Source organism: Nonomuraea sp. NPDC049028 (assembly GCF_043197735.1).
GTDB lineage: Bacteria > Actinomycetota > Actinomycetes > Streptosporangiales > Streptosporangiaceae > Nonomuraea.
This window is the reverse complement of sequence record NZ_JBICTR010000001.1, coordinates 186,412-207,624: the sequence shown is the minus strand read 5'-3', so window position 1 is coordinate 207,624 and position 21,213 is coordinate 186,412. Positions and strand designations below refer to the sequence as shown.

The following is a 21,213-nucleotide window of genomic DNA, read 5'->3' as shown; positions in this document are numbered from 1 at the left end:
CGGGAGAACTCACAGATGGCACTCACGCTGCTCAAGAACCTCGTACGCTCGCTCGCCGTACTGCTGGTGGTCACCTTCGCCACCTTCTCTCTCATGTTCGGCAACGGACCGGGTATCGCGCGGGCGGTGCTCGGGATGAACGCCAGACCCGAGGACGTCCAGCGTGAGGTCATCGCCCTGGGACTCGACCAGCCGCTCCTCGTTCAGTACGGGAACTGGCTGAAGGGGGCACTCTCCGGTGACCTCGGCGCGTCGTTCTACACGGGGCAGACCGTGACGAACGCTCTCTCGTCCAGGGTGCCGGTGACGCTCGCCATCGTGGTCATCACCCTCGTCCTGACGGCCGCGCTCAGCGTGCTCCTCGGTGTCACCGCGGCCGTCAAGGGCGGATGGGTGGACCGGGTGCTGCAGTTCCTGTCGGTGCTGGGCACCGCCGTGCCGGCGTTCATCGTGGCCATCGTCCTGGTCTTCGCCTTCGCCATCGCCGGGCGGGTGCTGCCGGCCACCGGATATGTCTCGCCCGAGATCAGCGTCTCCGGCTGGCTGGCGTCCGTGACGCTGCCGGTCGTCGCGCTGCTGATCGGGTCGATGGCCAGCGCCGCCGCGCAGTTCCGCACGGCGGTGCTGGACACGCTGAGCCGTGACTACGTCCGCACGCTGCGGGCGCGCGGCATCAGCGAGCGGCACGTCATCTTCCGGCACGTGCTGCGCAACTCAGCCGCTCCCGGTCTGACGGTGCTCAGCCTGACGACCTTCAGCCTGCTGGGCGGCGCGGTCTTCATCGAGCAGGTGTTCGCCCTGCCGGGCATGGGTCAGCTCGCCAACCAGTCGGCCCAGATCAACGACGTGCCCATGGTCATGGGCACCGTACTCGTCACCATCGTGATCGTCCTGGTCGTCAATTTTCTCGGCGATCTGGCTACGACGGTCCTGAACCCGAAGGCGAGGACCCGATGACCGAGAACCCCCGGCGCGGAGTGCTCGTCCGCCTTCTGCGCAACCCGCAGGGCGCCATCTGCCTGGTCTACCTGCTGCTCGTCGTCCTGGTCGCCGTCACGAGCCCGTGGCTGGCCCCGACGGGCCCGTCGGTCACCGAGCTCGACGCCACCAACGCCCCGCCGTTCACCGCCGGACACCTGCTCGGCGGCGACGGCGCGGGCCGCGACATCCTGTCCCGGCTGATGTGGGGCTCACGCCAGACCGTGCTCGCCTGCCTCATCATCCTGGCGGTGTCGGTGGTGACCGGTGTCCTCTCCGGCCTCGCGGCGGGCTTCTACCGGGGGCGCTTCGAGGCGGGCGCGAGTTTCGTGGCCGACGTGATCATGTCGCTGCCGGGGGTCGTCCTGCTGATCGCCCTCTACGCCCTCACCGGCCCGAACATCCCGGTCGCCATGGCCGCGTTCGGGCTGATCCTCGCGCCCACGTACTACCGCCTCGTCCGCAGCGTCGTGCTGGGGGTTCGCAACGAGCTGTACGTGGACGCGGCGCGCGTGGTCGGCTTGCCCGACCTGCGCATCGTCGGCCGGCACGTGCTGTGGGCGGTGCGCGCGCCGGTGATCATCCAGAGCTCGTTCGTGCTCGCGTCCGGCATCGGGATCGAGGCCGGGATCTCGTTCCTCGGGCTCGGCGACCCCGCCGCGGCGTCGTGGGGCATCGTGCTGCAGGAGTCGTTCAACGGCATCTACAACAATCCCACAGCCGTCGTGTGGCCCGCGCTCGTCATCAGCCTCACCATCCTGGCGCTGGTCCTGCTCGGCAACGCGCTCAGCGACGTCCTGCAGGCCTCGGCCCGCAGCAAGCCGCTGTCTCCGCGGGCCCGGCGCGCGGTGCTGAAGGCGGCGCGGCGCGAGGAGGTGGAGGAGGACTCCATCCTGGTGGGCAGCTCCGACGACGTCGTGCTGTCCATCCGCGCCCTGCGGGTCGCCTACCCGGTGGGCGGCGAGATCCGCGAGGTCGTCCACGGTGTCGATCTGGACGTGCGGCGCGGGGAGATCCACGGCCTGGTCGGCGAGTCGGGGTCGGGCAAGTCCCAGGTCGCCTTCTCCACGCTCGGCATCCTGCCGCGCGAGGCGCTCATCCTTGGCGGCAGCGTGCTGCTCGGCGGCGACGACCTGCTGGAGGACGGGGCGAAGATGCGCGCGGCCCGCGGGCGGCGCATCGCGTACGTCCCGCAGGAGCCCATGTCGAATCTGGACCCGTCATTCACCATCGGCAAGCAGCTCGCCTACGGCCTGCGGGCGGTGACCTCGCTGAGTGCGCAGCAAGCGCGGGAGCGGCTCGTGGAGCTGCTCACCCGCGTCGGCATCAACGATCCGGGGCGCGTCATGGGTCAGTACCCGCACGAGATCTCGGGCGGCATGGCGCAGCGGGTGCTCATCTGCGGTGCCGTCGCCGCCGACCCGGACGTCATCGTCGCCGACGAGCCCACCACCGCCCTCGACGTCACGGTTCAGGCGGAGGTCCTGGAGCTGCTGCGCGAGCTCAGCCGCGAGCGTGGCCTGGCCATGATCCTGGTGACGCACAACCTCGGGGTCGTGGCCGACCTGTGCGACGTCGTGAGCGTGATGAAGGAAGGCCGCATCGTCGAGCGGGCCGATGTCGAGACGCTCTTCGAGTCGCCGCGGGAGGCGTACACGAAGGAGCTGCTGTCCTCCTCGCGCAGTGTCGAGCTGATGGAGATCCAACCATGACGCAACCCCTGCTGCAGGTCCGTGACTTGGTGGTCCGCTTCGGCGGGCGCGGCAAGAGCGCGACCACCGTCATCGACGGTGTCTCCTTCGACCTGGCGTCCGGGGAGACGCTCAGCCTCGTTGGCGAGTCCGGGTCCGGCAAGACCACGATCGGCCGCGCCATTCTGGGCCTCGCCCCGGTCACCTCGGGGAGCATCGGCTTTCGCGGGCAGACCATCAGCGGCGTGTCCCGGGCGCGCCGCCGCGAGCTGGCCCGCGACCTTCAGGTGGTCTTCCAGGACCCCTACTCCTCGCTCAACCCGTCCATGACGGTCGGGGACATCCTGGTCGAGCCGCTCGCCGCCGCCGGCGTCGCGGGCGGTCCTGCCCGGGTCCGGGAGTTGCTGGACGCGGTCGGTCTGCCCACGGATGCCGCCGCCAGGCATCCGCGAGAGTTCTCCGGCGGGCAACGACAGCGGGTGGCCATTGCCCGCGCGCTCGCCCTCGACCCGGCGGTGATCGTCTGCGACGAGCCGACGAGCGCGCTGGACGTCACCACCCAGGCTCGTGTCCTGCGGCTGTTCAAGGACATCCAGCAGGCGACCGGCGTGGCCTACCTGTTCATCAGCCACGACCTGGGCGTGGTCAACCAGATCAGCGACCGGATCGCGGTCCTGCACCGCGGGAAGATCGTGGAGATCGGTGACGCGCGCCAGGTGGCCACCGCACCGCGGCACGAGTACACGCGCCGGTTGCACATGGCCGCGCCGGTCGCCGACCCGGCCAAGCAGCGCGAACGGCGCGAGCTGCGCCAAGCCCTGCCGGCTGAGGGCCGGTCCTGACGCTTCACGTACATTATGGAGTTTTGCATGACTTTGTCTGCTGCACCCAGCGCGCCGCGCTTCGAGCACCGCACCGAGCCCGGGCCGGCGCTCGGGATGGGCACGCCGGCCCCTCGATTGTCCTGGACCGTCCCGCACGCCGGCGAGGGCTGGGAGCAGACGGCGTATGAGGTGGAGATCACCCGAGGAAGAACTCGCGAGCCCCATCTGGTGCGGAGCCGGGAGCAGGTACTGGTCCCGTGGCCGGCGCCGCCGCTCGCCTCCCGTGAGGCCGCCGAGGCCAGGGTGCGGGTGGCGCACGGGGAGGACTGGAGCCCTTGGAGCGAGGCGGCCACCGTCGAAGCGGGCCTGCTGCACCCGTCCGATTGGACGGCCCGCTTCATCAGCCCCGCCGAGATCGGCGCCATGGACGGCAGGGCTCCCCTCCTGTACGGCCTGGTGGACGTGCCGGGCCCGGTGCGCAGTGCCCGGCTGTACGCCACCGCCCACGGCATCTACTCGCCGTCGATCAACGGGCGCCGCGTGGCCGACACGGTCCTCGCCCCGGGCTGGACGTCGTACCGGCACCGGCTGCGCTACCACGTCTACGACGTCACCGACCTGGTCCGGCCCGGCGAGAACATGCTGGAGGTGCTGCTCGGCAACGGCTGGTATCGCGGCCGGCTCGGCTACCTCAACGATCGCGCCGTCTACGGCGACCGGCTCGCCCTGCTCGCCCAGCTCGAGATCACCACCACCGACGGTGCCGTGCACGTCCTGGCGACGGATGACACCTGGCGCGCCCGCGAGAGCGAGGTCCTGGCCGACGACCTGTACGACGGGCAGTCCACCGACCTGCGCCTGCGCGGCGCGCCCGGCCCGGTGAGCGGCGTGGAGGTGATCGAGGCGGACCTGTCGACGCTCGTCGCCCCCGACGGCCCGCCCATCCGGCCGACCGGTGTACTGCCGGCACAGCGGGTGTGGACCTCACCGTCCGGCATGACGCTCGTCGACTTCGGGCAGAACGCGGTCGGCTGGGTCCGGCTCCGCACGCGCGGCCTGCCGGAGGGCACCACGGTCGTGATCCGGCACGCCGAGGTGCTGGAGGACGACGAGCTGGGCACGCGCCCGCTGCGCACGGCCCGCGCCACCGACACGTGGGTGCTGTCCGGCCGCGACGAGGTGCTCGAACCGTCGCTGACGCTGCACGGCTTCCGCTACGCCGAGGTCACCGGCGTGCCGGACCTGCGCGCCGAAGACCTCGAACTGGTCGTCGTCGGCTCGGATCTGCGTCGCACCGGATGGTTCTCCTCCTCACACGAGGAACTCGACCAGTTGCACGAGAACGTGGTGTGGAGCACCCGCGGCAACTTCGTCGATCTGCCCACGGACTGCCCGCAACGCGACGAGCGCCTCGGCTGGACCGGCGACATCCAGGTGTTCGGCCCCACCGCGACCTTCCTCTACGACGCCACCGGCCTGCTGCGCTCGTGGCTGGCCGACCTCGCCGCCGAGCAGCGCCCGGACGGTTCGGTGCCGCACGTCGTCCCAGGTTTCAGGGACGACGCGGCGTCAGCGGTGCCGGCGGCCGCCTGGGGTGACGCCGCCACGATCCTGCCCTGGACGCTCTACCAGCGCACCGGCGACCTCGAACTCCTGGAACGTCAACTGCCGAGCATGTGCGCCTGGGTCGACAAGGTCACGGCGCTGGCCGGCCCGGACCGGATCTGGCGGGGCGGCTTCCAGTTCGGCGACTGGCTCGACCCCACCGCGCCCCCAGAGGAGCCGGGCCGCGCCAAGGCTGACCCCGACGTGGTAGCGACCGCCCATTTCGCCCGCTCCTCATGGATCGTCGCCGAAACAGCACGGCTGCTCGGACGCGCGGACGAAGCGGACAAGTATCAGGCTCTCACCCAGGAGGTGCGCGACGCCTTCGCCCGGACGTTCGTGACACCGGCGGGGCGGGTGCTGTCCGATGCCCAGACCGTGTACGCGCTGGCCATCGAGTGGGACCTGCTGCCCACGCAGGCCCAGCGCGAGGAGGCCGGTCGCCGGCTGGCCGACCTCGTGCGGGCCGGCGGTTTCCGGATCGCCACAGGCTTCGTCGGCACTCCGCTGGTATGCGACGCGCTCACCAGCACCGGCCATCTCGACCTCGCCTACCGGCTGCTCCTTCAGACGCGGTGCCCGTCCTGGCTGTACCCCGTCACCATGGGCGCGACCACGATCTGGGAGCGCTGGGACAGCATGCGGCCCGACGGTGGCATCAACCCGGGCGAGATGACCTCCTTCAACCACTACGCCCTGGGCGCCGTGGCCGACTGGCTGCACCGCACCGTCGCCGGTCTCGCGCCCGCGGCCCCGGGCTACCGGCGGCTGCTCATCCGGCCCCGGCCGACCGCGGCGCTCACCCGCGCCGCCGCCCGCCACGCCACCCCTTACGGGGAGGCCTCGGTGTCGTGGGAACGCTCCGGCGGCAGCATGCGCCTCACGGTCGCCGTCCCCGCCGGAGCATCCGCCGAGGTCCACGTCCCAGGGGCGGACGCTCCCGTGCAGGTCGGCCACGGCGAGCACCGCTGGACGGCCGCCGATCCCATCACGGACGAGGATCGCCACTGGACCGGCGCGACGGTCAGGGACCTGCTCGACGATCCGCGGACCTGGGCCGCGGTGGCCCAAGCCGCCGTCACGGCGGGCATCACCCCCAGGGGCGACGCCCAGGCCGCCGAAAAGCTGGCCGCCTACCTCGACTCCCCCGCGACGCGGGTGGCCCACGCCCTGGCACCTGAAGATCACCTGCCGCGGGCGCGGGAGCTGCACCTCCGCATCGCGGACATTCTCGGCGACACGAAGGACCGACGATGACCTCTCAGGGACACCTCGACCCGACGCTGCCGGCCGACGACCGGTGGCTGGAAGGCTCCTTCGACGTCAGAGGCGAGGCGCGCACGCTGAAGAGCGCCGAGCGGTCGTTCCTGTCCGAGGTGACCCTCGGGTGAAGGGCTCCACCACGCCGATCGTCCCGGGCTTCTACCCCGACCCGACCGTGTGCCGCGTCGGCGACGACTACTACCTGGCGCATTCGAGCTTCGAGTACTTCCCCGGCGTGCCGATCTGGCACAGCCGCGACCTGCTGCGCTGGACGCAGCTCGGCCACGTCCTGACCCGCCGCAGCCAGTTCGCCCGCGGTGACGGGCGCTCGTCCGGCGGGATCTACGCGGGCACGCTGCGCCATCACGGCGGGCGCTTCTGGTACGTCACCACGAACGTCGGCGACCACGACGGCGGCCAGCTCATCCTCCAGGCCGACGACCCCGCCGGGCCGTGGAGCGACCCGGTGCGCGTCCCCCAGGCCATCGGCATCGACCCGGACCTGGCCTGGGACGACGCCGGGCAGTGCTACCTGACGTGGAAGGCGCTGAGCTTCACCGAGGGCGAGGGCGGCATCATGCAGGCCCGCCTCGACCTCGCCACCGGCCGGCTCCTCGAACCGGCCTACCCGGTGTGGCAGGGCAGCGGGCTGAGCGCCGCCGAAGGCCCGCACCTGTACGAGGTGGACGGCCTCTGGTACCTGCTCCTCGCAGAAGGCGGCACCGAGCGGGGGCACGCCGTCACGGTCGCCCGCGGCCCGCACCCCTCCGGCCCCTTCGAGGGCTGCCCGGCCAACCCGATCCTCAGCCACCGCAGCACGATCCACCCGACGCAGAACACCGGCCACGCCGATCTGGTGCGCGCGCCGGACGGCGGCTGGGCGGCCGTCTACCTGGGCGCCCGGCCGCGCGGCTCGACGCCCGGCTTCCACGTGCTGGGTCGAGAGACGTTCCTCGCGGGCGTGAACTGGGTGGGCGGCTGGCCGGTGTTCGACGAGGACCGCTACGACGTCCCTTCGGCGAACACCGCGTTCACCGACCGCTTCGACCGTCCTGCGCTCGACCCGCGCTGGGTGGTGCCGGGCGGCGAACCAGCCGTGACCGTCACCGCCGACGGCCTGCGCATCGCCGAGGGATTGTTGTGCGCCCGGGTCCGGGACCTGCGCTGGTCGGCCGAGGCGACGCTGGAGGGCTCGGGCCGATTCCTGCTGCGCCTGGATCATCGGCACCACTATGGGCTGGCCCGCTACGGTGATCGCGTCGAGGCCAGTGCCCGCGTGGGCGACCTCGACGTCGTGCTCGCGACAGCCTTCGTCCCGGACGGCCCCGTCGTGCTACGCATCGAGGCGGCGCCGCCGGCATCGCCCACCGTACCCCTCGGTGACGCGGGCCCGGACGAGATCGTGCTCTCCGTCGGCCGGCCGGACGGCGTGCGGGATCTCGCCCGGTTGGACGGGCGCTACCTGTCCACCGAGGTCGCCTCCGGGTTTACCGGACGCATGCTCGCTCTGGGCTCCACCACCGTCCCGGCGCACGTGCGCTCGGTGACCTACCGCCCGCAGGCGTAGGAGCCCGCCACCCCACCCCCCAAGGAGTTCGCATGACCCTGCGTTTCGTGGCCACCGGCCTCGTCCTCGCCTTGAGCCCGGTCCTCGTCCCCGCGCAGCCCGCCATCGCAGCGGCGGACTGCGCCGCTTCCCAGCCAGGAGGGCCGATCCAAGTGACGCCGGACTGCGTGGACCCGCTCTACGCCAAGCCCGTGATCGACGCCGAGCGGGACCTCACCACCCCCGTGGCACACCGCCGCGTGTCGGGGCATTTCGAGGGCACGGACGTGAAGTTCACGATCTACCTGCCGCCGGCCGCCCAGTGGCAGGGCCGCTTCTTCCAGTACACCTATCCCCTGTCGGGCGAGAACGCCCTGGACCGCGTCATCTCCTTCGGCGCCGCCAGCGGCGGGTACACCGTCGCGACCGGCGGGACCCAGGGGTACCGGCATGCCGCCGCCGCGGCGAAATTCGCCGAGACCGTGGCCGCCGCCTACTACCGCTCCGGCTCCCGGCGCATCTACGGCTACCTCTACGGCCCCTCCGGCGGTTCCTTCCAGACCGTCGGCGCGATCGAGAACACCACGGGCGTCTGGGACGGCGCAGTCCCGATCGTCGTGGGCGTCCCCATGTCCATCCCGGCCAACTTCTTCATCCGCGCGCAGGCCCGCATGGTGCTGCGGGATGTGGCCGACCGAATCGCGGACGCGGTCCACCCCGGCGGCTCCGGCGACCCGTACGCCGGGCTGACGGCGGTTCAGGCGGCGATGCTGCGCGAGGTGACGAGCCTCGGCGTCCCGCTGCGGGCGTGGGAGGACCCGGACTATGTGCTGGGGCTGTCCACCGCGGACGGGCTGCTCGGCTTCGGTGCCGTGATCCGCCGGTTCGACCCGTCCTACGTCACCGACTTCTGGTCCAAGCCCGGCTATCTCGGCACCGAGCAGTCGCCGCTCGGCGACCTCGTCCGCGCCGAACTGATCGACGCCACACCGACCATCACCCACGTGCAAGCCGCCGCCGACGGGACACCCATCGCCGTCACGCTGTCCGGCCTGCCCACCTTGACCGGCACCCTCGGGCTGGACTTCACCGTCCCGGGAATCGGCGGCTTGATCGGCACCCTCGATCCCTCCACCGGCGTGCTGACTCTGGGCAGCGGGAACTCCGCCGTGGTGCTCGCGGCGCTCAAGACCGGCGTGCGGATCCGCGTCGACAACCGCTGGTTCGTCGCGCTGCCGTCGTACTACCGCCACCAGGTTCCGCCCGCCGACCAGGGCTACGCCATCTACGACGTGCTTCGTGGCCCTGACGGGCAGCCGCTCTACCCGCAGCGGCCCATGCTCATCGGCCCAATGATCGCGCGGAGCACCACCGGCGGCGGCACCTTCACCGGCAAGATCAACACCAAGGTCATCGTGGTGGACAACCTCGTCGACACCGACGCCTACCCGTGGCACGCGGACTGGTACGCCAAGCAGGTGCGCACGGCGCTCGGTGACCAGGCGTTCGACGGCGCCTTCCGGCTCTACTACAACGACAACGCCGACCACCTCGAAGGCCCGGTCACCGGCACCAAGACGAACCGGATCGTCTCCTACGACCCGATCGTCGAGCAGGCGCTGCGCGACGTGGCCGCATGGGCCGAGCGCGGTGTGACCCCACCTCGTTCCACCCGGTACGACATCACCGGCGGACAGGTCACCATCCCGGCGCGGGCGTCGGACAGGCGCGGCATTCAGCCCGTCGTCGACCTGACCGTCCGTCTGGCCGGTCGCAAGGCGACCTTCTTCGCAAAAGCACAGACTCCCCCGGACGCCGGGACGATCGTCTCGGCCGCGTGGGACTTCACCGGCTCCGGCACCTACACGCCCATCACCATCGGCAAGCCCGGCTCCACACTGACCCTCACCGGCAGCCACCGGTACACCAAGCCCGGCACGTACTACATCTCGCTCAAGGTGGCCTCCTCCCGGCCGGGCCAGGCAGGCCCGTTCGCCCAGGTCGAGAACCTCGGCCGGGTCCGCGTGGTTGTGAAGCCCTGATTCACGAGACGTAAGGAGAACGAACCCATGCTCACACCCCTCGTCACGCTCGGCCAGGTCCTCGACGCGCCGGGCGGCCGCGCCCTGCTGGAGCGGCATCTGCCGGAAGCCGTGCTCGACCAGCCGGGCCTGCGTGTGCTCCTCATCGGCGCGTTCCTACGGGTGGCGCCCGGCCTGCGCGACGACGAGGCGGCGAGAGAGCTTTTCTGGAACGAGATCGACAAGGTGATGGCCCCGATCCTGCTCCACGAGCACGCGCCCGCCGTCACGCCCGCCGCCCCGGACCCGTCGGCTCCGCGCGCCACGGCGGCCTGGACCCTCGTGGGCGAGCCGTCCAGGTGGGAAGTGCTGGAAATCGCACTGCAGGGACCGGCGGCCGGCAACCCCTTCGTGGACGTCGAGCTGTCCGCGGAGTGGACGTGCTCGACACCTGGGAGTGCACCATCGACCGGCTGCCCGGCACGTACGAGACGTTCGTGCTGGTGCCCCTACCGTCCAAGCCGTATCAGGCCGTGCGGCTGGTGGCGGCCTGACCAGTTTCAGGTCGCCTGTCCCCATAGAAAGAGGTCACTGTGGCACGCATCTCGTTCAACGCCGACTGGACGGTGAAACCGAAGGTCAGCAGCTTCTCCGATCTCGTCGCCGCAGATGCCGCCGGCCAGGCTGTCGTGCTCCCCCACGACGCCATGCAGTCGCTCAAGCGTTCGGCCACGGACAGCGAAGGACCTTCCACCGGTTACCACCCCGGTGGTGTGGTCGAGTACAACAAGACGCTGTTCGTGCCCGAGGAGTGGCGTCACAAGCGTGTCGCGATCGAGTTCGAGGCCGTCTACCGGGACGCCATGGTCTTCGTGAACGGCTCTTTCGCCGGGCAGCGCCGCAACGGTTACACCGGATTCCGGGTACCCCTGGACGCCTACCTGCACTACGGGCAGACGAACACCATCCGGGTCGAGGCACGGGCGCACCAGGACTCCCGCTGGTACTCGGGCCTGGGCATTCACCGCGACACGTATCTGCACGTGCTGGATCTCGTCCACCTGGCCCCCGACGGCGTATTGGTCACCACGCCGGACGTGGACGACGAGCGAGCGGTGGTCGAGGTCGCTGCGACCATCCAGAACGAGGGCCTGACCACGCGCACCGTGGCCGTGCAGGTGGAGCTGCGCGACCAGCAAGGCGCACTCGTCGCGAACGAGGCCACGCCCGTCACCATCACCCCTGGCACGACCACGGTGTCGCGCAACCGGCTCTACGTGGCCGGCCACCGCCGCTGGAGCGTCGACGACCCCTACCTGTACCAGGCGACGATCAGGCTGCAGGACGGGGACGTCGAGTCCGACTCGGCCTCGCTGAACATCGGCATCCGCACTCTCCAACTGGATCCGATGCACGGCCTGCGGATCAACGGCCAGGCGGTGAAGCTGCGCGGGGCGTGCATCCATCACGACAACGGTCCGCTCGGAGCGGCGGCGATCGCGCGGGCGGAGGAGCGCCGCATCGAGATCCTCAAGGCCGCCGGGTTCAACGCCATCCGCAGCTCCCACAACCCGGCGAGCCCCGCCTTGCTGGAAGCGTGCGACCGGCTCGGGATGCTCGTCTTGGACGAGGCGTTCGACATGTGGTTGGAGGCCATGAAGCCCTTCGACTACTCCCTGGACTTTCCCGAGTGGTGGGAGCGTGACATCGAGGCCATGGTGGCCAAGAGCCGCAACCACCCGAGCGTCATCATGTACTCGATCGGCAACGAGGTACCCGAGGCCGGTTCCGGGCACGGCGGCGCATGGGGACGCCGGCTGGCCGAGAAGGTCCACAGCCTGGACGGCACCCGCTTCGTGACCAACGCGATCAGCAGCTTCTGGGCCGTCAGCGCCGAGATCCTCGACGACTTCAAGCAGGAGGTCTCGGCTCTGCATGCCCGCGGCGTCAACGACGTCATGACCGCGATGTCGGACATCTTCGACCGCATCACCACCTCCGACCTCGTCACCGAGCGCACAGCGGAGTCACACGCGGCCGTCGACGTGGCGGGCCTGAACTACGCCGAGCAGCGCTACGTCTCCGACAGGCAGCGGTTCCCCAACCGGGTCGTCCTGGGCACGGAGACCAATCCGCGCAACATCGCGCGGATCTGGCCGCTGGTGGAGGAACTACCGCACGTGATCGGCGACTTCACCTGGACCGGGTGGGACTACCTGGGCGAGGTGGGGCTCGGACGCACCGACTACGCCGACGATCCGGCACGGAGTGGCGGCGGTGACCCGGATTACCCCTGGCTGCTCGCCTGGTGCGGAGACATCGACATCACCGGCCATCGCCGCCCGGCCTCCTATTACCGGGAGATCGTGTTCGGGCTGCGGCACGAGCCGTATATCGCCGTGTTCCGTCCTCAGCACCATGGCAGGCGACGCCTGGAGATGCAGTGGGCGTGGACCGACACGGTCGCCGGGTGGTCCTGGAACGTGGCACCGGGAGCACCCGTCGAGGTCGAGGTGTACAGCGACGCCGACGAAGTCGAACTGCTCCTGAACGGCACAGCGGTGGGCCGGGCCCCGGCCGGCCGCCACCACGAGTACCGGGCGCGCTTCGACCTGCGGTACCACCCCGGCGAGCTCACGGCGGTCGCGTACAGCGCCGGCCGCGAACAGTCACGAGTGCGCCTTCGGACGGCTGCAGAGCCCCGCCTCAGCGTCGAGACCGATCGTCACCTGCTGCGCGCCGACCATCGCGATCTGGCCTACGTCACCATCGAGCTCCGTGACGCCGACGGCAACCTGGCACACGACGACGATCGCCAAGTGGCGGTCCAGGTGAGCGGTGCAGGAGTCCTTCAGGCGCTGGGCAGCGCGCGGCCCATGACCGAGGAAGGCTTCGACGCGACACGGCGTACCACGTTCGACGGCCGGGCCCTCGCCGTTATCCGCCCGACCGGCCCGGGCCCCATCCACGTGCGGGTCACCAGTGACGGACTTGCCCCGGTCACCGTGGAGCTCAAGGTCGCCGCCGACGAGGGATGACGTCGATCGGCAGGAGTTCAGCGAGGCTGAGCTGGAATTTCTCCCGGCTGGCGGAGGTGGTCAGGCCGTTGCCGGGGTGGCTTCACCACCAAGATCCATCTGTCCGCCGGCGGACGCCCCACCGGCTTCGACGCCGAACGATACAAGAGCAGGAACGTCGTCGAACGAGCCATCAACCGGCTGAAGAACCTCCGAGCCATCGCGACCCGCCACGACAAACGCGCCCACATCTGCCTCGGCACCGTCACCTTGGCCGCCCTGACCATCTCGCTCCGCACCTGATTCGAGAAACAGCTCTTAGTCGGGTTCGGGGTAGGTGACGCGGCAGCTCTTGTCGGCGGGGCCGAGGATGTTGGCCAGGACCGGGTTGCCGTTCTCGCCGAACTTGGCCTGAACGAAGATGATCGGGTTCGTCTCGCCGCTCTCCCTCAAATATTGCAGGCCGCGTTCGCACAAGGTGATGGCTTGGCTGGAGTTGCCGGCCGACTCCGGGAGGTCGGTGTATAGGCGGAGATATCCGCCTATGCTGCGGATGTCCTTGAGGCGTTTGGAGGCTTTGTCGTCCGCGGGCCAGTGGGTGCGGAAGTATTCGGCCGCCTGCTGGTCGGTGTGCATCGAGGGGCCGTCCGCCTTGTAGTCGGATCCGTCATCCCCAGTCGACAGATCTCCGGTCAACGCATCGACGGTCGAGGGGGTCACGGTGCCGCTGTCCTGGGGCGCTTCGGCCTGGGGGTCGTCCCCTGTCACGGAGCCCGGCGTGGCGCCGGCCGGCGGGGCCTTCGAGGCCGGGGTGTCGTGCGTCGAACCGCCCGAGCGCTGGGCGCCTCCGCCCAGTGGGGTGGGGGTGACGCTCATCGGGATGCGGGTCGCGCCGCCCTCCGCGAGGACCTGGCCGTGCTTCCCCGAACCGCTGTGGACACCCGAGCTCGTACTCCCGCGCAGGCCCGGGTCCGCGGCCACGCCCGTGTCCGCGCCTCCGCTCGCATCCGATCGGGCCGTCAGCCCACCGCCGAGCGGGCCGGCCAGCGGCCCAGCGAACGGACCGGCGAATAGGCCGTCCGTGCCCAGCAGTCCCAAGATCGCGCCCGCCAGCACCAACGCCCCCGCCGACAACCCCAAGGCCCACGGCCGCCGAGCCTTCGTACGACGCCGCCGCCCGGCCCGCCGCGACCTCCGCGGCGAGTTTCGCGCCGACCCGTGACCGGCCGCCTGCCGGGTCCCCCCGCGACGCTCCGGGCGTCCCGGCGGAGGCACATCGGACCACTCCCGTCCCAGCGGAGGCGCGTCGAACGGCTCTCTCCGCGGCGAAGGCCGCTCCCGTCCCAGCCTGCTCCGCAGATCGGCATGGTCCGCCGCGTGTCGCCCAGAGGTGTGCCCTTCCGACCGCCGCACCCGGCCCGCCCCCTTGGAACGTGGACACCCTCGCACCGCACAGGCAAGGGATTCCCCCGATTGTGGCAAGGAGCGATAGATCAATTCAGTTGGATCCCCCAACTCGGGGCGCCAGTGAACAGGGAGGTTGAGGTTACGGAAGTGCCGCGATGAGTTCCTGGACGGGCTTGCGCACGCCCGTGTAGAAGGGGACCTCGATGCGCGTGTGCTCGCGGGCCTTGGCGCCCCGCAGGTGACGCATCAGGTCGACGATCCGATGCAGTTCGTCGGCCTCGAAGGCCAGCATCCACTCGTAGTCGTTCAGAGCGAAGCAGGACACCGTGTTGGCCCGGACGTCCGGGTAGTCACGCGCCATGTGACCGTGCTCGGCCAGCATCGACCGCCGCTCGGCGTCGTCGAGGAGGTACCACTCCAGCGAGCGGACGAACGGATAGACGCTGACGTAGGCGCGCGGCTCCTCCTCGGCCAGGAAGGCCGGGATGTGGGACTTGTTGAACTCGGCCGGCCGGTGCAGCGCCATCGCCGACCAGACCGGCGCGCTGTGGCGGCCGAGCTCGGTGCGGCGGAAACGGGAGTAGACGTCCTGGAGGTCCTCGGCCGTCGGCGCGTGCCACCAGAACATGTAGTCGGCGTCGGCCCGGAACCCCGCCACGTCATAGAGGCCGCGGGTCACAACGTCTTTCAGCGCCGCCTGTTCGAGCAGCTCAGTGACCTCGCCGGTCATGCTGTCACGGTTGGCGGGACAGCGGTCGGTGGCCTTGAAGACCGACCACATCGTGTAGCGGATCACCTGGTTCAGATCGCGGGCCTTCGGCCGCGGTGCGCCCTCAGTCATGGGTCCATTGTCCTTCCGGCGAGAGGTGGTCCAGAATCCGGGCCGCCGCCGTGCGGGCGGTCGAGACGCACGCGGGGATGCCGAGCCCGTCGTAGGCCGCCCCGCACACCGCCAGGCCGGGCTGCACGGCGACCGCCGCGCGGATGCGGGCCACCCGGTCGAGGTGGCCGACGTCGTACTGCGGCAGCGCCCCGCCCCAGCGCGAGACCCGGGTGTCGACCGGCAGCCCGCGTACGCTCATGACGTCGCCCATCTCGGCCGTGGCCAGGGAGACGAGTTCGGAGTCGTCGCGCTGGAGCAGGTGTTCCTCGCCGATCCGGCCGATGGAGCAGCGCACCACCACCAGGTCGCCGGCCAGGTGCGGCCACTTGACCGAGCTGAACGTCACCGCCTTGACCGGCCGCCGCTCGACCGGCGGGACGAGGTAGCCGCTGCTCGTCGGCGGTGTGGGGAAGGCGTCGACGGCGTAGGCGAGGGTGACGATGGCCATGCTGGCGTAGTCGATGCGGTCCAGCTCGGTCGCCGCCTTGGGCGCCTCGGTGCGCAGCAGCCTGGCGGCGGCGGGTCCCGGCGTGGCGACGATCACCGCGTCGGCCTCGATGACCTCGGGGCGCGGCACGGGGCCGGTCACGAGCCGCCAGCCGTGCTCGGTCCGGTGCAGCTCGCGTACGGTGACGCCGGTCCTGATGTCGGCGCCCGACGCCTTGGCGACCGCTTCCGGCAGGCTGCCGATCCCGGTCCTGAGCGAGGTGAAGACGGGTCCCGCGTCGCGGGGCGCCTCCTCCACGATCTGCCTGGCCGCCGCGAGCAGCGAACGCTCGGAGCGCGCGGCGGCGGCGATCGCCGGCATCGTGGCCTCCAGCGACAGCCGTTCGGCCCGGCCCGCGTAGACGCCGCCGAGCAGCGGTTCGACCAGCCGCTCGAGCACCTCGCCGCCCATCCTGGCCCTGATGTAGGAGGCGACGGAGACGTCGGTACGTACCAGCGTGGGGGGCAGGATCTGGTCCAGCGGCACGCGCGCCAGCCCGCCGGGCGACACGATGCCGGATCTGACCAGCTCCATCAGGTCGGCGGGCACCCCCATGACCTGCTTCTTGGGCATCGGCCGCAGCGCGCCCCTGCTGTAGACGGCGGCGCGGGTGGTGCCGGGGTCCACCAGGTCGTCGCCGAGCCCGACGGCCTTGGCCAGCTCCTTGCCCTCGGGCCGCCTGGCCAGCATGGACTCCGCGCCGGCGTCGACGTCGATGCCCGCGACCTCGGAGACGAGCAGCTTGCCGCCGATGCGCGGACTGCCCTCCAGCACGGTCACCTTCACGCGCTCGCCCGCGCCCTGTCTGAGGTGCCACGCCGCGGCCAGGCCGGAGATCCCGCCCCCGATGACGACCACGTGCGCTTGTTTCCCTGCCACGCCTCCCGACGCTACCGCCTCACGGGCTCGACCAGCCCCTCGGGGGAGCCCACTTTGGGATCATGCTGAAGGCATGTGACCTGACCGTGACGCCCATGGTCAAACCCGCCGGAGCCACCGCCCGTCTTAGGTGCATGGAGAGATTCCGGTACGGCGTCGCGTTATCAGCCGCCTGCGCGATCCTGGTCCTGTCCGGCTGCGGCGGTAGCCAGTCGAACATCTTGTCCGACCAGGCCGGGGCCCCGGCGGTGGCACCCGAAGCGGCCGCGTCCGGCCAGACAGAGTCGAAGGCCGCCCAGGACAGTGCCTCCACCCCGCAACGCAGAGCCCCCAAGTCCGTCGAGAACATCGCCTCGAAGGTCAAGGTCACCCAGCAGGACCGCCAGGTCATCTACACGGCGAGCATGACCGTACGGGCCAAGGAGGTCACGGGGGCGGCGCTCCAGGCCAAGCAGATCGTCACCGCGGCCGGCGGCTACCTGTCGAAGGAGGAGTCGAACTCGGCCGAGGGCAGCGAGGCCAGCGCTCTGCTGGAGTTCAAGATCCCGCCCGCCCGCTACGGCGAGGTGCTCGCCGCGCTCGGCAAGAACCTGGGCAAGCAGCTGTCGGTCCAGCAGGGCACCCAGGACGTCACGCTGCAGGTGGCCGACGTCAACAGCCGGTTGAAGTCGGCGCAGCAGGCGCTCGACTCACTGCGTACGCTGCTGAAGAAGGCCGACACGATCGGCCAGGTCCTGCAGGTCGAGCGGGAGATCTCCGACCGCGAGGCCGACCTGGAGTCGCTGCAGTCCCAGCAGAAGGAGCTGACCACCCAGGTCGGCATGGCGACCCTCACGCTCCGGCTGGTCGGCCCCGTCGCGGTCGTGAACGAGCCGTCGGAGGAGCCCGCCGGCTTCCTCGGCGGGCTGAAGTCGGGCTGGAGGGGCCTGGTCGGGGCCGTGAAGGTCGCGCTGACGGTCGTCGGGGTGCTGCTGCCCTGGATGATCGTGGTCGTGCCGGTGATCGTGCTGACGGTCGTCCTGGTACGGCGGCGCCGCCCGGCCCGCCCAGCAGCGGCAACCCCGGTGGAGACTCAGGCTTCGTGAACCAGGTCGGTCAGGCGCATGAGCTGGTCGGGGTCGGTCGAGGGCAGTACGCCGTGGCCGAGGTTGAACACGTGGCCCTCGGCCGCCTCGCCCCGGCGCAGCACCTCACGCGCCTTGCGCTCGACGACCTCCCACGGGGCCAGCAGGATGGCGGGGTCGAGGTTGCCCTGCAGCGCCTTGCCCGGCCCCACGCGGCGGGCGGCCTCGTCGAGCGGCACCCGCCAGTCGACGCCCACCACGTCGGCCCCGGCCTCGCCGAGCAGGCCCAGCAGCTCGCCGGTGCCCACCCCGAAGTGGATGCGCGGCACGTCGAGGTCGGCCAGGCCGTCGAAGATGCGGCGGGTGTGGGGCAGGACGAACTCGCGGTAGTCCTCGGGGGCCACCGCCCCCACCCACGAGTCGAACAGCTGGACGGCCGACGCCCCGGCCCGTACCTGGATGCGCAGGTGCTCCAGGACGATGGCACTGAGCTGGTCCATCAACGCGTGCCACAGCGCGGGCTCGCCGTACATCATGGCCTTGGTGCGGTCGTGGTTCTTGGACGGCCCGCCCTCGATGAGGTAGGAGCCGAGCGTGAACGGCGCGCCCGCGAAGCCGATCAGCGGCGTGGCGCCCAGCTCGCCGGTCAGCGCCTGGATCGCCTCGGTCACGTAGGGGACGTCGCCGGGCTCCAGCGGGCGCAGCGCGTCGATCCCGGCGGCGTCGCGGATGGGGTCGGCCACGACCGGGCCGACTCCCGGCTTGATGTCGAGGTCGACGCCGATGGCCTTGAGCGGCACGACGATGTCGCTGAAGAAGATGGCCGCGTCGACGCCGTAGCGGCGGACGGGTTGCAGGGTGATCTCGACGATGAGGTCGGGCGTCGCGCACGCGGTCAGCATGGGCACGCCCTCGCGAACCTTCAGGTATTCGGGCAGCGACCGCCCGGCCTGCCGCATGTACCAGACCGGGGTGTGCGGTGCGGGCTGACGGCGGCAGGCGCGAAGGAACGCTGAGTCGGCGAGATTCACCTCTCAAGGGTCCCATGACCTCGTGCCGGTCCGTTCACCGGCGCGACGTGTCGGAAAAGTATGCATTGAACGACCAAAATCATGATCAGATAGCCAGATGGATGTTTACCGGTCGGCTCGGCATCGGCGCCCCACACGGGTCGAACACACCCCATGGGCGACCAGAAAGCCGGTCTCGTCTGGACCAAAAGTTGGCCAAGCCACCGCGCGGCATCGATTCAGCATCCACTTTCGGGACACGCCGAGCGCGTTGCGGCGAATTGTCAGCGTGCCGTGCCAACGTCGGAGCGACGACCCGAAGAAAGGCTCCGGTGCGATGACCGCGTTGTGGGGTTCCCCAGAACACCGCAGTGAGCACTGCGCTCCCTGCGCCGGCATGCGGCTGTTCGAGCAGCCTCCGTGTCTCGACGGACACGAGCCGGGCGAGTGTCCGGAGTGGGCCTGTGTCGACTGCGGCCACGCGATCGTCCTAGGCGGGATCACCCTGCCGGTCCGTCAGCTAGCTATGGCATCGGTTTGATCGCGAACTATGAGCACCCCCGTGGTCCCCTTCCGCCCGTCTTCGACCTACGCTTCGGCTATGACCCTCGGTGAGCAGCCGCCGGCCCCCGCCTCCTTCAGGCGTGCGGTCGACAGCCTGCGCCAGGCCGAGGTCAGGCCGGAGATCGAGCTCGAAGACCTGCCCGCGCCCCAGCGGCTGGCCCCCTTCTCGGCCGCGATCGGCGCCTCGGTCTACCGCGAGGACGACGAACTCGCGGTCGGCAGGCTGATCCTGCTCTTCGACCCCGACGGCCAGCGCGGCTGGGAGGGTCCGTTCCGGCTGGTCGCCTATGTCCGTGCCGACATGGAGCCGGAGATCACCTCCGACCCCCTGCTCGGCCCCGTCGCGTGGAGCTGGCTCACCGAAGCGCTCGAGGCTCATCAGGCCGACTACTCCGCCGCTGGCGGTACCGTGACTAGAGCCGTGTCCGAGGGGTTCGGCAACAAGGCCGAAGACCCGGTCACCACCGAGCTAGAGCTGAGGGCATCCTGGTCGCCCGCGCATGAGGATCTCTCCGGCCATGTCGCAGCGTGGTGTGACCTCATGTGCCTGGCGGCCGGGATCCCGCCGCTCCCTCCCGACGTGGCCGCCATGCCACGCCGACGTGAAGATCCGGAGAGTGACCGTACGAAGTGAGGGCACCAGTCAATACCGCACAAGCGTCATGAGAACGGTGATCTCATGACAGAAGAACGAACCGTCGTCCCACTGCTGGAGCCACGCGAGGGCATCCCGGCGGTCGTCGAAGACGGCGCCTCTTTGGCGCGCGTCGTCGCGGCCTTCCGGGCGGGCACCGGTCCCGTGGCCGTCGACGCCGAGCGGGCCTCCGGCTATCGCTACGGCAACCGCGCGTACCTGGTGCAGCTGCGCCGGGTGGGCGCGGGCAGCGCGCTGATCGACCCGATCGCCTGCCCCGACCTGTCGGAGCTGGACGAGGCCGTCTCGGGCGCGGAGATCGTGCTGCACGCCGCGTCGCAGGACCTGGCGTGCCTGCTGGAGGTCGGGTTCCGGCCCCGTGACATGTTCGACACCGAGCTGGCGGGCCGGTTGCTCGGCTACGAGCGGGTGGGGCTCGGCACGATGGTCGAGACCGTGCTGGGGCTGCGGCTGGAGAAGGGCCACTCGGCGGCCGACTGGTCGACCAGGCCGTTGCCCGAAGACTGGCTGCGCTACGCGGCGCTCGACGTCGAGGTGCTGGTCGAGCTCCGCGACGTGCTCCACGGCGAGCTGGTGGAGAGCGGCAAGCTGGAGTGGGCGCGCGAGGAGTTCGCCGCCGTGCTCAACACCCCGCCACCGGTCCCCCGCTCCGATCCGTGGCGGCGCACGTCGGGCATCCACAAGGTACGCAACATGCGGGCGCTGGCGATCGTGCGGGAGCTGTGGACCATGCGCGACCGCATCGCCCAGGAGAGCGACCTGGCGCCCGGCCGGGTGCTGCCCGACTCGGCGATCGTCACGGCCGCGCTGGAGGTGCCGCGCACCAAGAAGGCGCTCACCGAGATCTCGGCGTTCACCGGGCGCAGCGCGCGCCGGCACATGACCGACTGGCTGGCCGCGGTCAGCAGGGCGCGCGGGCTGCCCGAGTCCGAGCTGCCGCAGCCGAGCACGCCCGGCGACGGGCCGCCCCCGGCCAACCGCTGGGCCGACCGCGATCCGGCGGCGGCCAAGCGGCTCGCCGCGGCGCGCGCCGTCGTGGCCGCGCTCGCCGACGAGCATCGGATGCCGACGGAGAATCTCCTGCAGCCCGACGCGGTCCGCAGACTCACCTGGGAGCCGCCGGTGGAGATCACCGACGAGACCGTGACCGCCCGGCTGCGCGGGCTCGGCGCCCGCGAATGGCAGCTCTCCCTCACCGCCCATCCGCTCGCCAAGGCGCTGGCCCGGCTGGAAAGCAAGGGCGAGCTCTAGGTACGGCCCACTTGACGCCCCCACGGGGGCGGCCTTACCGTTCGGGAAAGCGCTTTCCGCGAAAGGAT

At 70.8% G+C, this 21,213-nt stretch carries 17 protein-coding genes; 13 read left to right on the top strand and 4 right to left on the bottom strand.

Annotated elements, in window-relative coordinates; genetic code table 11:
* The first annotated feature begins 15 nt into the window (after window positions 1–15).
* From ACGFJ2_RS00910 to ACGFJ2_RS00870, 9 genes are all read left to right on the top strand, one after another.
* Window positions 16–957, top strand: a complete 942-nt coding sequence (locus tag ACGFJ2_RS00910) for an ABC transporter permease (protein WP_357941006.1) — start codon at window positions 16–18, stop codon at window positions 955–957.
* Window positions 954–2,690, top strand: coding sequence for a dipeptide/oligopeptide/nickel ABC transporter permease/ATP-binding protein (locus tag ACGFJ2_RS00905; protein WP_393463399.1), 1,737 nt, complete (start codon window positions 954–956; stop codon window positions 2,688–2,690). Before ACGFJ2_RS00910 ends, ACGFJ2_RS00905 begins: the two co-directional genes overlap by 4 nt.
* The gene (locus ACGFJ2_RS00900) at window positions 2,687–3,511 is read left to right on the top strand and encodes an ATP-binding cassette domain-containing protein (protein WP_393463397.1); all 825 of its coding nucleotides are present in this window, start codon (window positions 2,687–2,689) and stop codon (window positions 3,509–3,511) included. Before ACGFJ2_RS00905 ends, ACGFJ2_RS00900 begins: the two co-directional genes overlap by 4 nt.
* A 27-nt stretch (window positions 3,512–3,538) precedes the next feature.
* Window positions 3,539–6,355 carry a family 78 glycoside hydrolase catalytic domain gene (locus tag ACGFJ2_RS00895; protein WP_393463395.1) on the top strand — a complete coding sequence of 939 codons (2,817 nt, stop codon included), beginning with the start codon at window positions 3,539–3,541 and terminating at the stop codon, window positions 6,353–6,355.
* A complete protein-coding gene (locus tag ACGFJ2_RS00890) occupies window positions 6,352–6,489 on the top strand; it encodes a hypothetical protein (RefSeq protein WP_393463393.1) in 138 nt (45 codons plus the stop codon). The genes ACGFJ2_RS00895 and ACGFJ2_RS00890 overlap by 4 nt, the downstream gene beginning before the upstream one ends.
* Complete coding sequence (locus ACGFJ2_RS00885; protein WP_357940996.1) at window positions 6,486–7,928, top strand: family 43 glycosylhydrolase; 1,443 nt, start codon at window positions 6,486–6,488, stop codon at window positions 7,926–7,928. Before ACGFJ2_RS00890 ends, ACGFJ2_RS00885 begins: the two co-directional genes overlap by 4 nt.
* A gap of 32 nt (window positions 7,929–7,960) precedes the next feature.
* The gene (locus tag ACGFJ2_RS00880; protein WP_393463391.1) at window positions 7,961–9,949 is read left to right on the top strand and encodes a PKD domain-containing protein; all 1,989 of its coding nucleotides are present in this window, start codon (window positions 7,961–7,963) and stop codon (window positions 9,947–9,949) included.
* 338 nt (window positions 9,950–10,287) lie between these two features.
* Window positions 10,288–10,482 (top strand): DUF5605 domain-containing protein, encoded by a 195-nt coding sequence (locus ACGFJ2_RS00875; RefSeq protein WP_393463390.1) that lies wholly within the window; start codon window positions 10,288–10,290, stop codon window positions 10,480–10,482.
* Between the two features lie 39 nt (window positions 10,483–10,521).
* Window positions 10,522–12,966, top strand: a complete 2,445-nt coding sequence (locus tag ACGFJ2_RS00870) for a glycoside hydrolase family 2 TIM barrel-domain containing protein (RefSeq protein WP_393463388.1) — start codon at window positions 10,522–10,524, stop codon at window positions 12,964–12,966.
* A gap of 297 nt (window positions 12,967–13,263) precedes the next feature.
* Here ACGFJ2_RS00870 and ACGFJ2_RS00865 read toward each other — a convergent pair whose 3' ends face one another.
* Window positions 13,264–13,926, bottom strand: a complete 663-nt coding sequence (locus ACGFJ2_RS00865) for a hypothetical protein (RefSeq protein WP_393463386.1) — start codon at window positions 13,924–13,926, stop codon at window positions 13,264–13,266.
* 100 nt (window positions 13,927–14,026) lie between these two features.
* Here ACGFJ2_RS00865 and ACGFJ2_RS00860 point away from each other — a divergent pair, with 100 nt between their 5' ends.
* Window positions 14,027–14,167, top strand: coding sequence for a hypothetical protein (locus tag ACGFJ2_RS00860; protein WP_358175302.1), 141 nt, complete (start codon window positions 14,027–14,029; stop codon window positions 14,165–14,167).
* 324 nt (window positions 14,168–14,491) lie between these two features.
* Here ACGFJ2_RS00860 and hemQ read toward each other — a convergent pair whose 3' ends face one another.
* Both hemQ and hemG read right to left on the bottom strand, forming a co-directional pair.
* Entirely contained in the window at window positions 14,492–15,193 is a 702-nt protein-coding gene (gene hemQ / locus ACGFJ2_RS00855) for a hydrogen peroxide-dependent heme synthase (protein ID WP_357940984.1), read from the bottom strand.
* Window positions 15,186–16,601 (bottom strand): protoporphyrinogen oxidase, encoded by a 1,416-nt coding sequence (hemG, locus tag ACGFJ2_RS00850; protein WP_358175299.1) that lies wholly within the window; start codon window positions 16,599–16,601, stop codon window positions 15,186–15,188. The genes hemQ and hemG overlap by 8 nt, the downstream gene beginning before the upstream one ends.
* A 134-nt stretch (window positions 16,602–16,735) precedes the next feature.
* On the opposite strand from hemG, the gene ACGFJ2_RS00845 reads away from it, so the two are divergent.
* Window positions 16,736–17,686, top strand: coding sequence for a DUF4349 domain-containing protein (locus ACGFJ2_RS00845; RefSeq protein ID WP_393463383.1), 951 nt, complete (start codon window positions 16,736–16,738; stop codon window positions 17,684–17,686).
* On the opposite strand, the gene hemE is transcribed toward ACGFJ2_RS00845, so the two are convergent.
* On the bottom strand, window positions 17,674–18,624 hold the full coding sequence (gene hemE / locus ACGFJ2_RS00840; protein ID WP_393465259.1) for a uroporphyrinogen decarboxylase: 951 nt from the start codon (window positions 18,622–18,624) through the stop codon (window positions 17,674–17,676). The two genes, ACGFJ2_RS00845 and hemE, sit on opposite strands and share 13 nt — an antisense overlap.
* Window positions 18,625–19,276: 652 nt before the next feature.
* Here hemE and ACGFJ2_RS00835 point away from each other — a divergent pair.
* Complete coding sequence (locus ACGFJ2_RS00835) at window positions 19,277–19,873, top strand: DUF3000 domain-containing protein (RefSeq protein WP_225289305.1); 597 nt, start codon at window positions 19,277–19,279, stop codon at window positions 19,871–19,873.
* 45 nt (window positions 19,874–19,918) lie between these two features.
* Window positions 19,919–21,145: an HRDC domain-containing protein gene (locus ACGFJ2_RS00830; protein ID WP_393463381.1), complete on the top strand. Its 1,227-nt coding sequence runs from the start codon at window positions 19,919–19,921 to the stop codon at window positions 21,143–21,145.
* The last annotated feature ends 68 nt before the right edge of the window (window positions 21,146–21,213 follow it).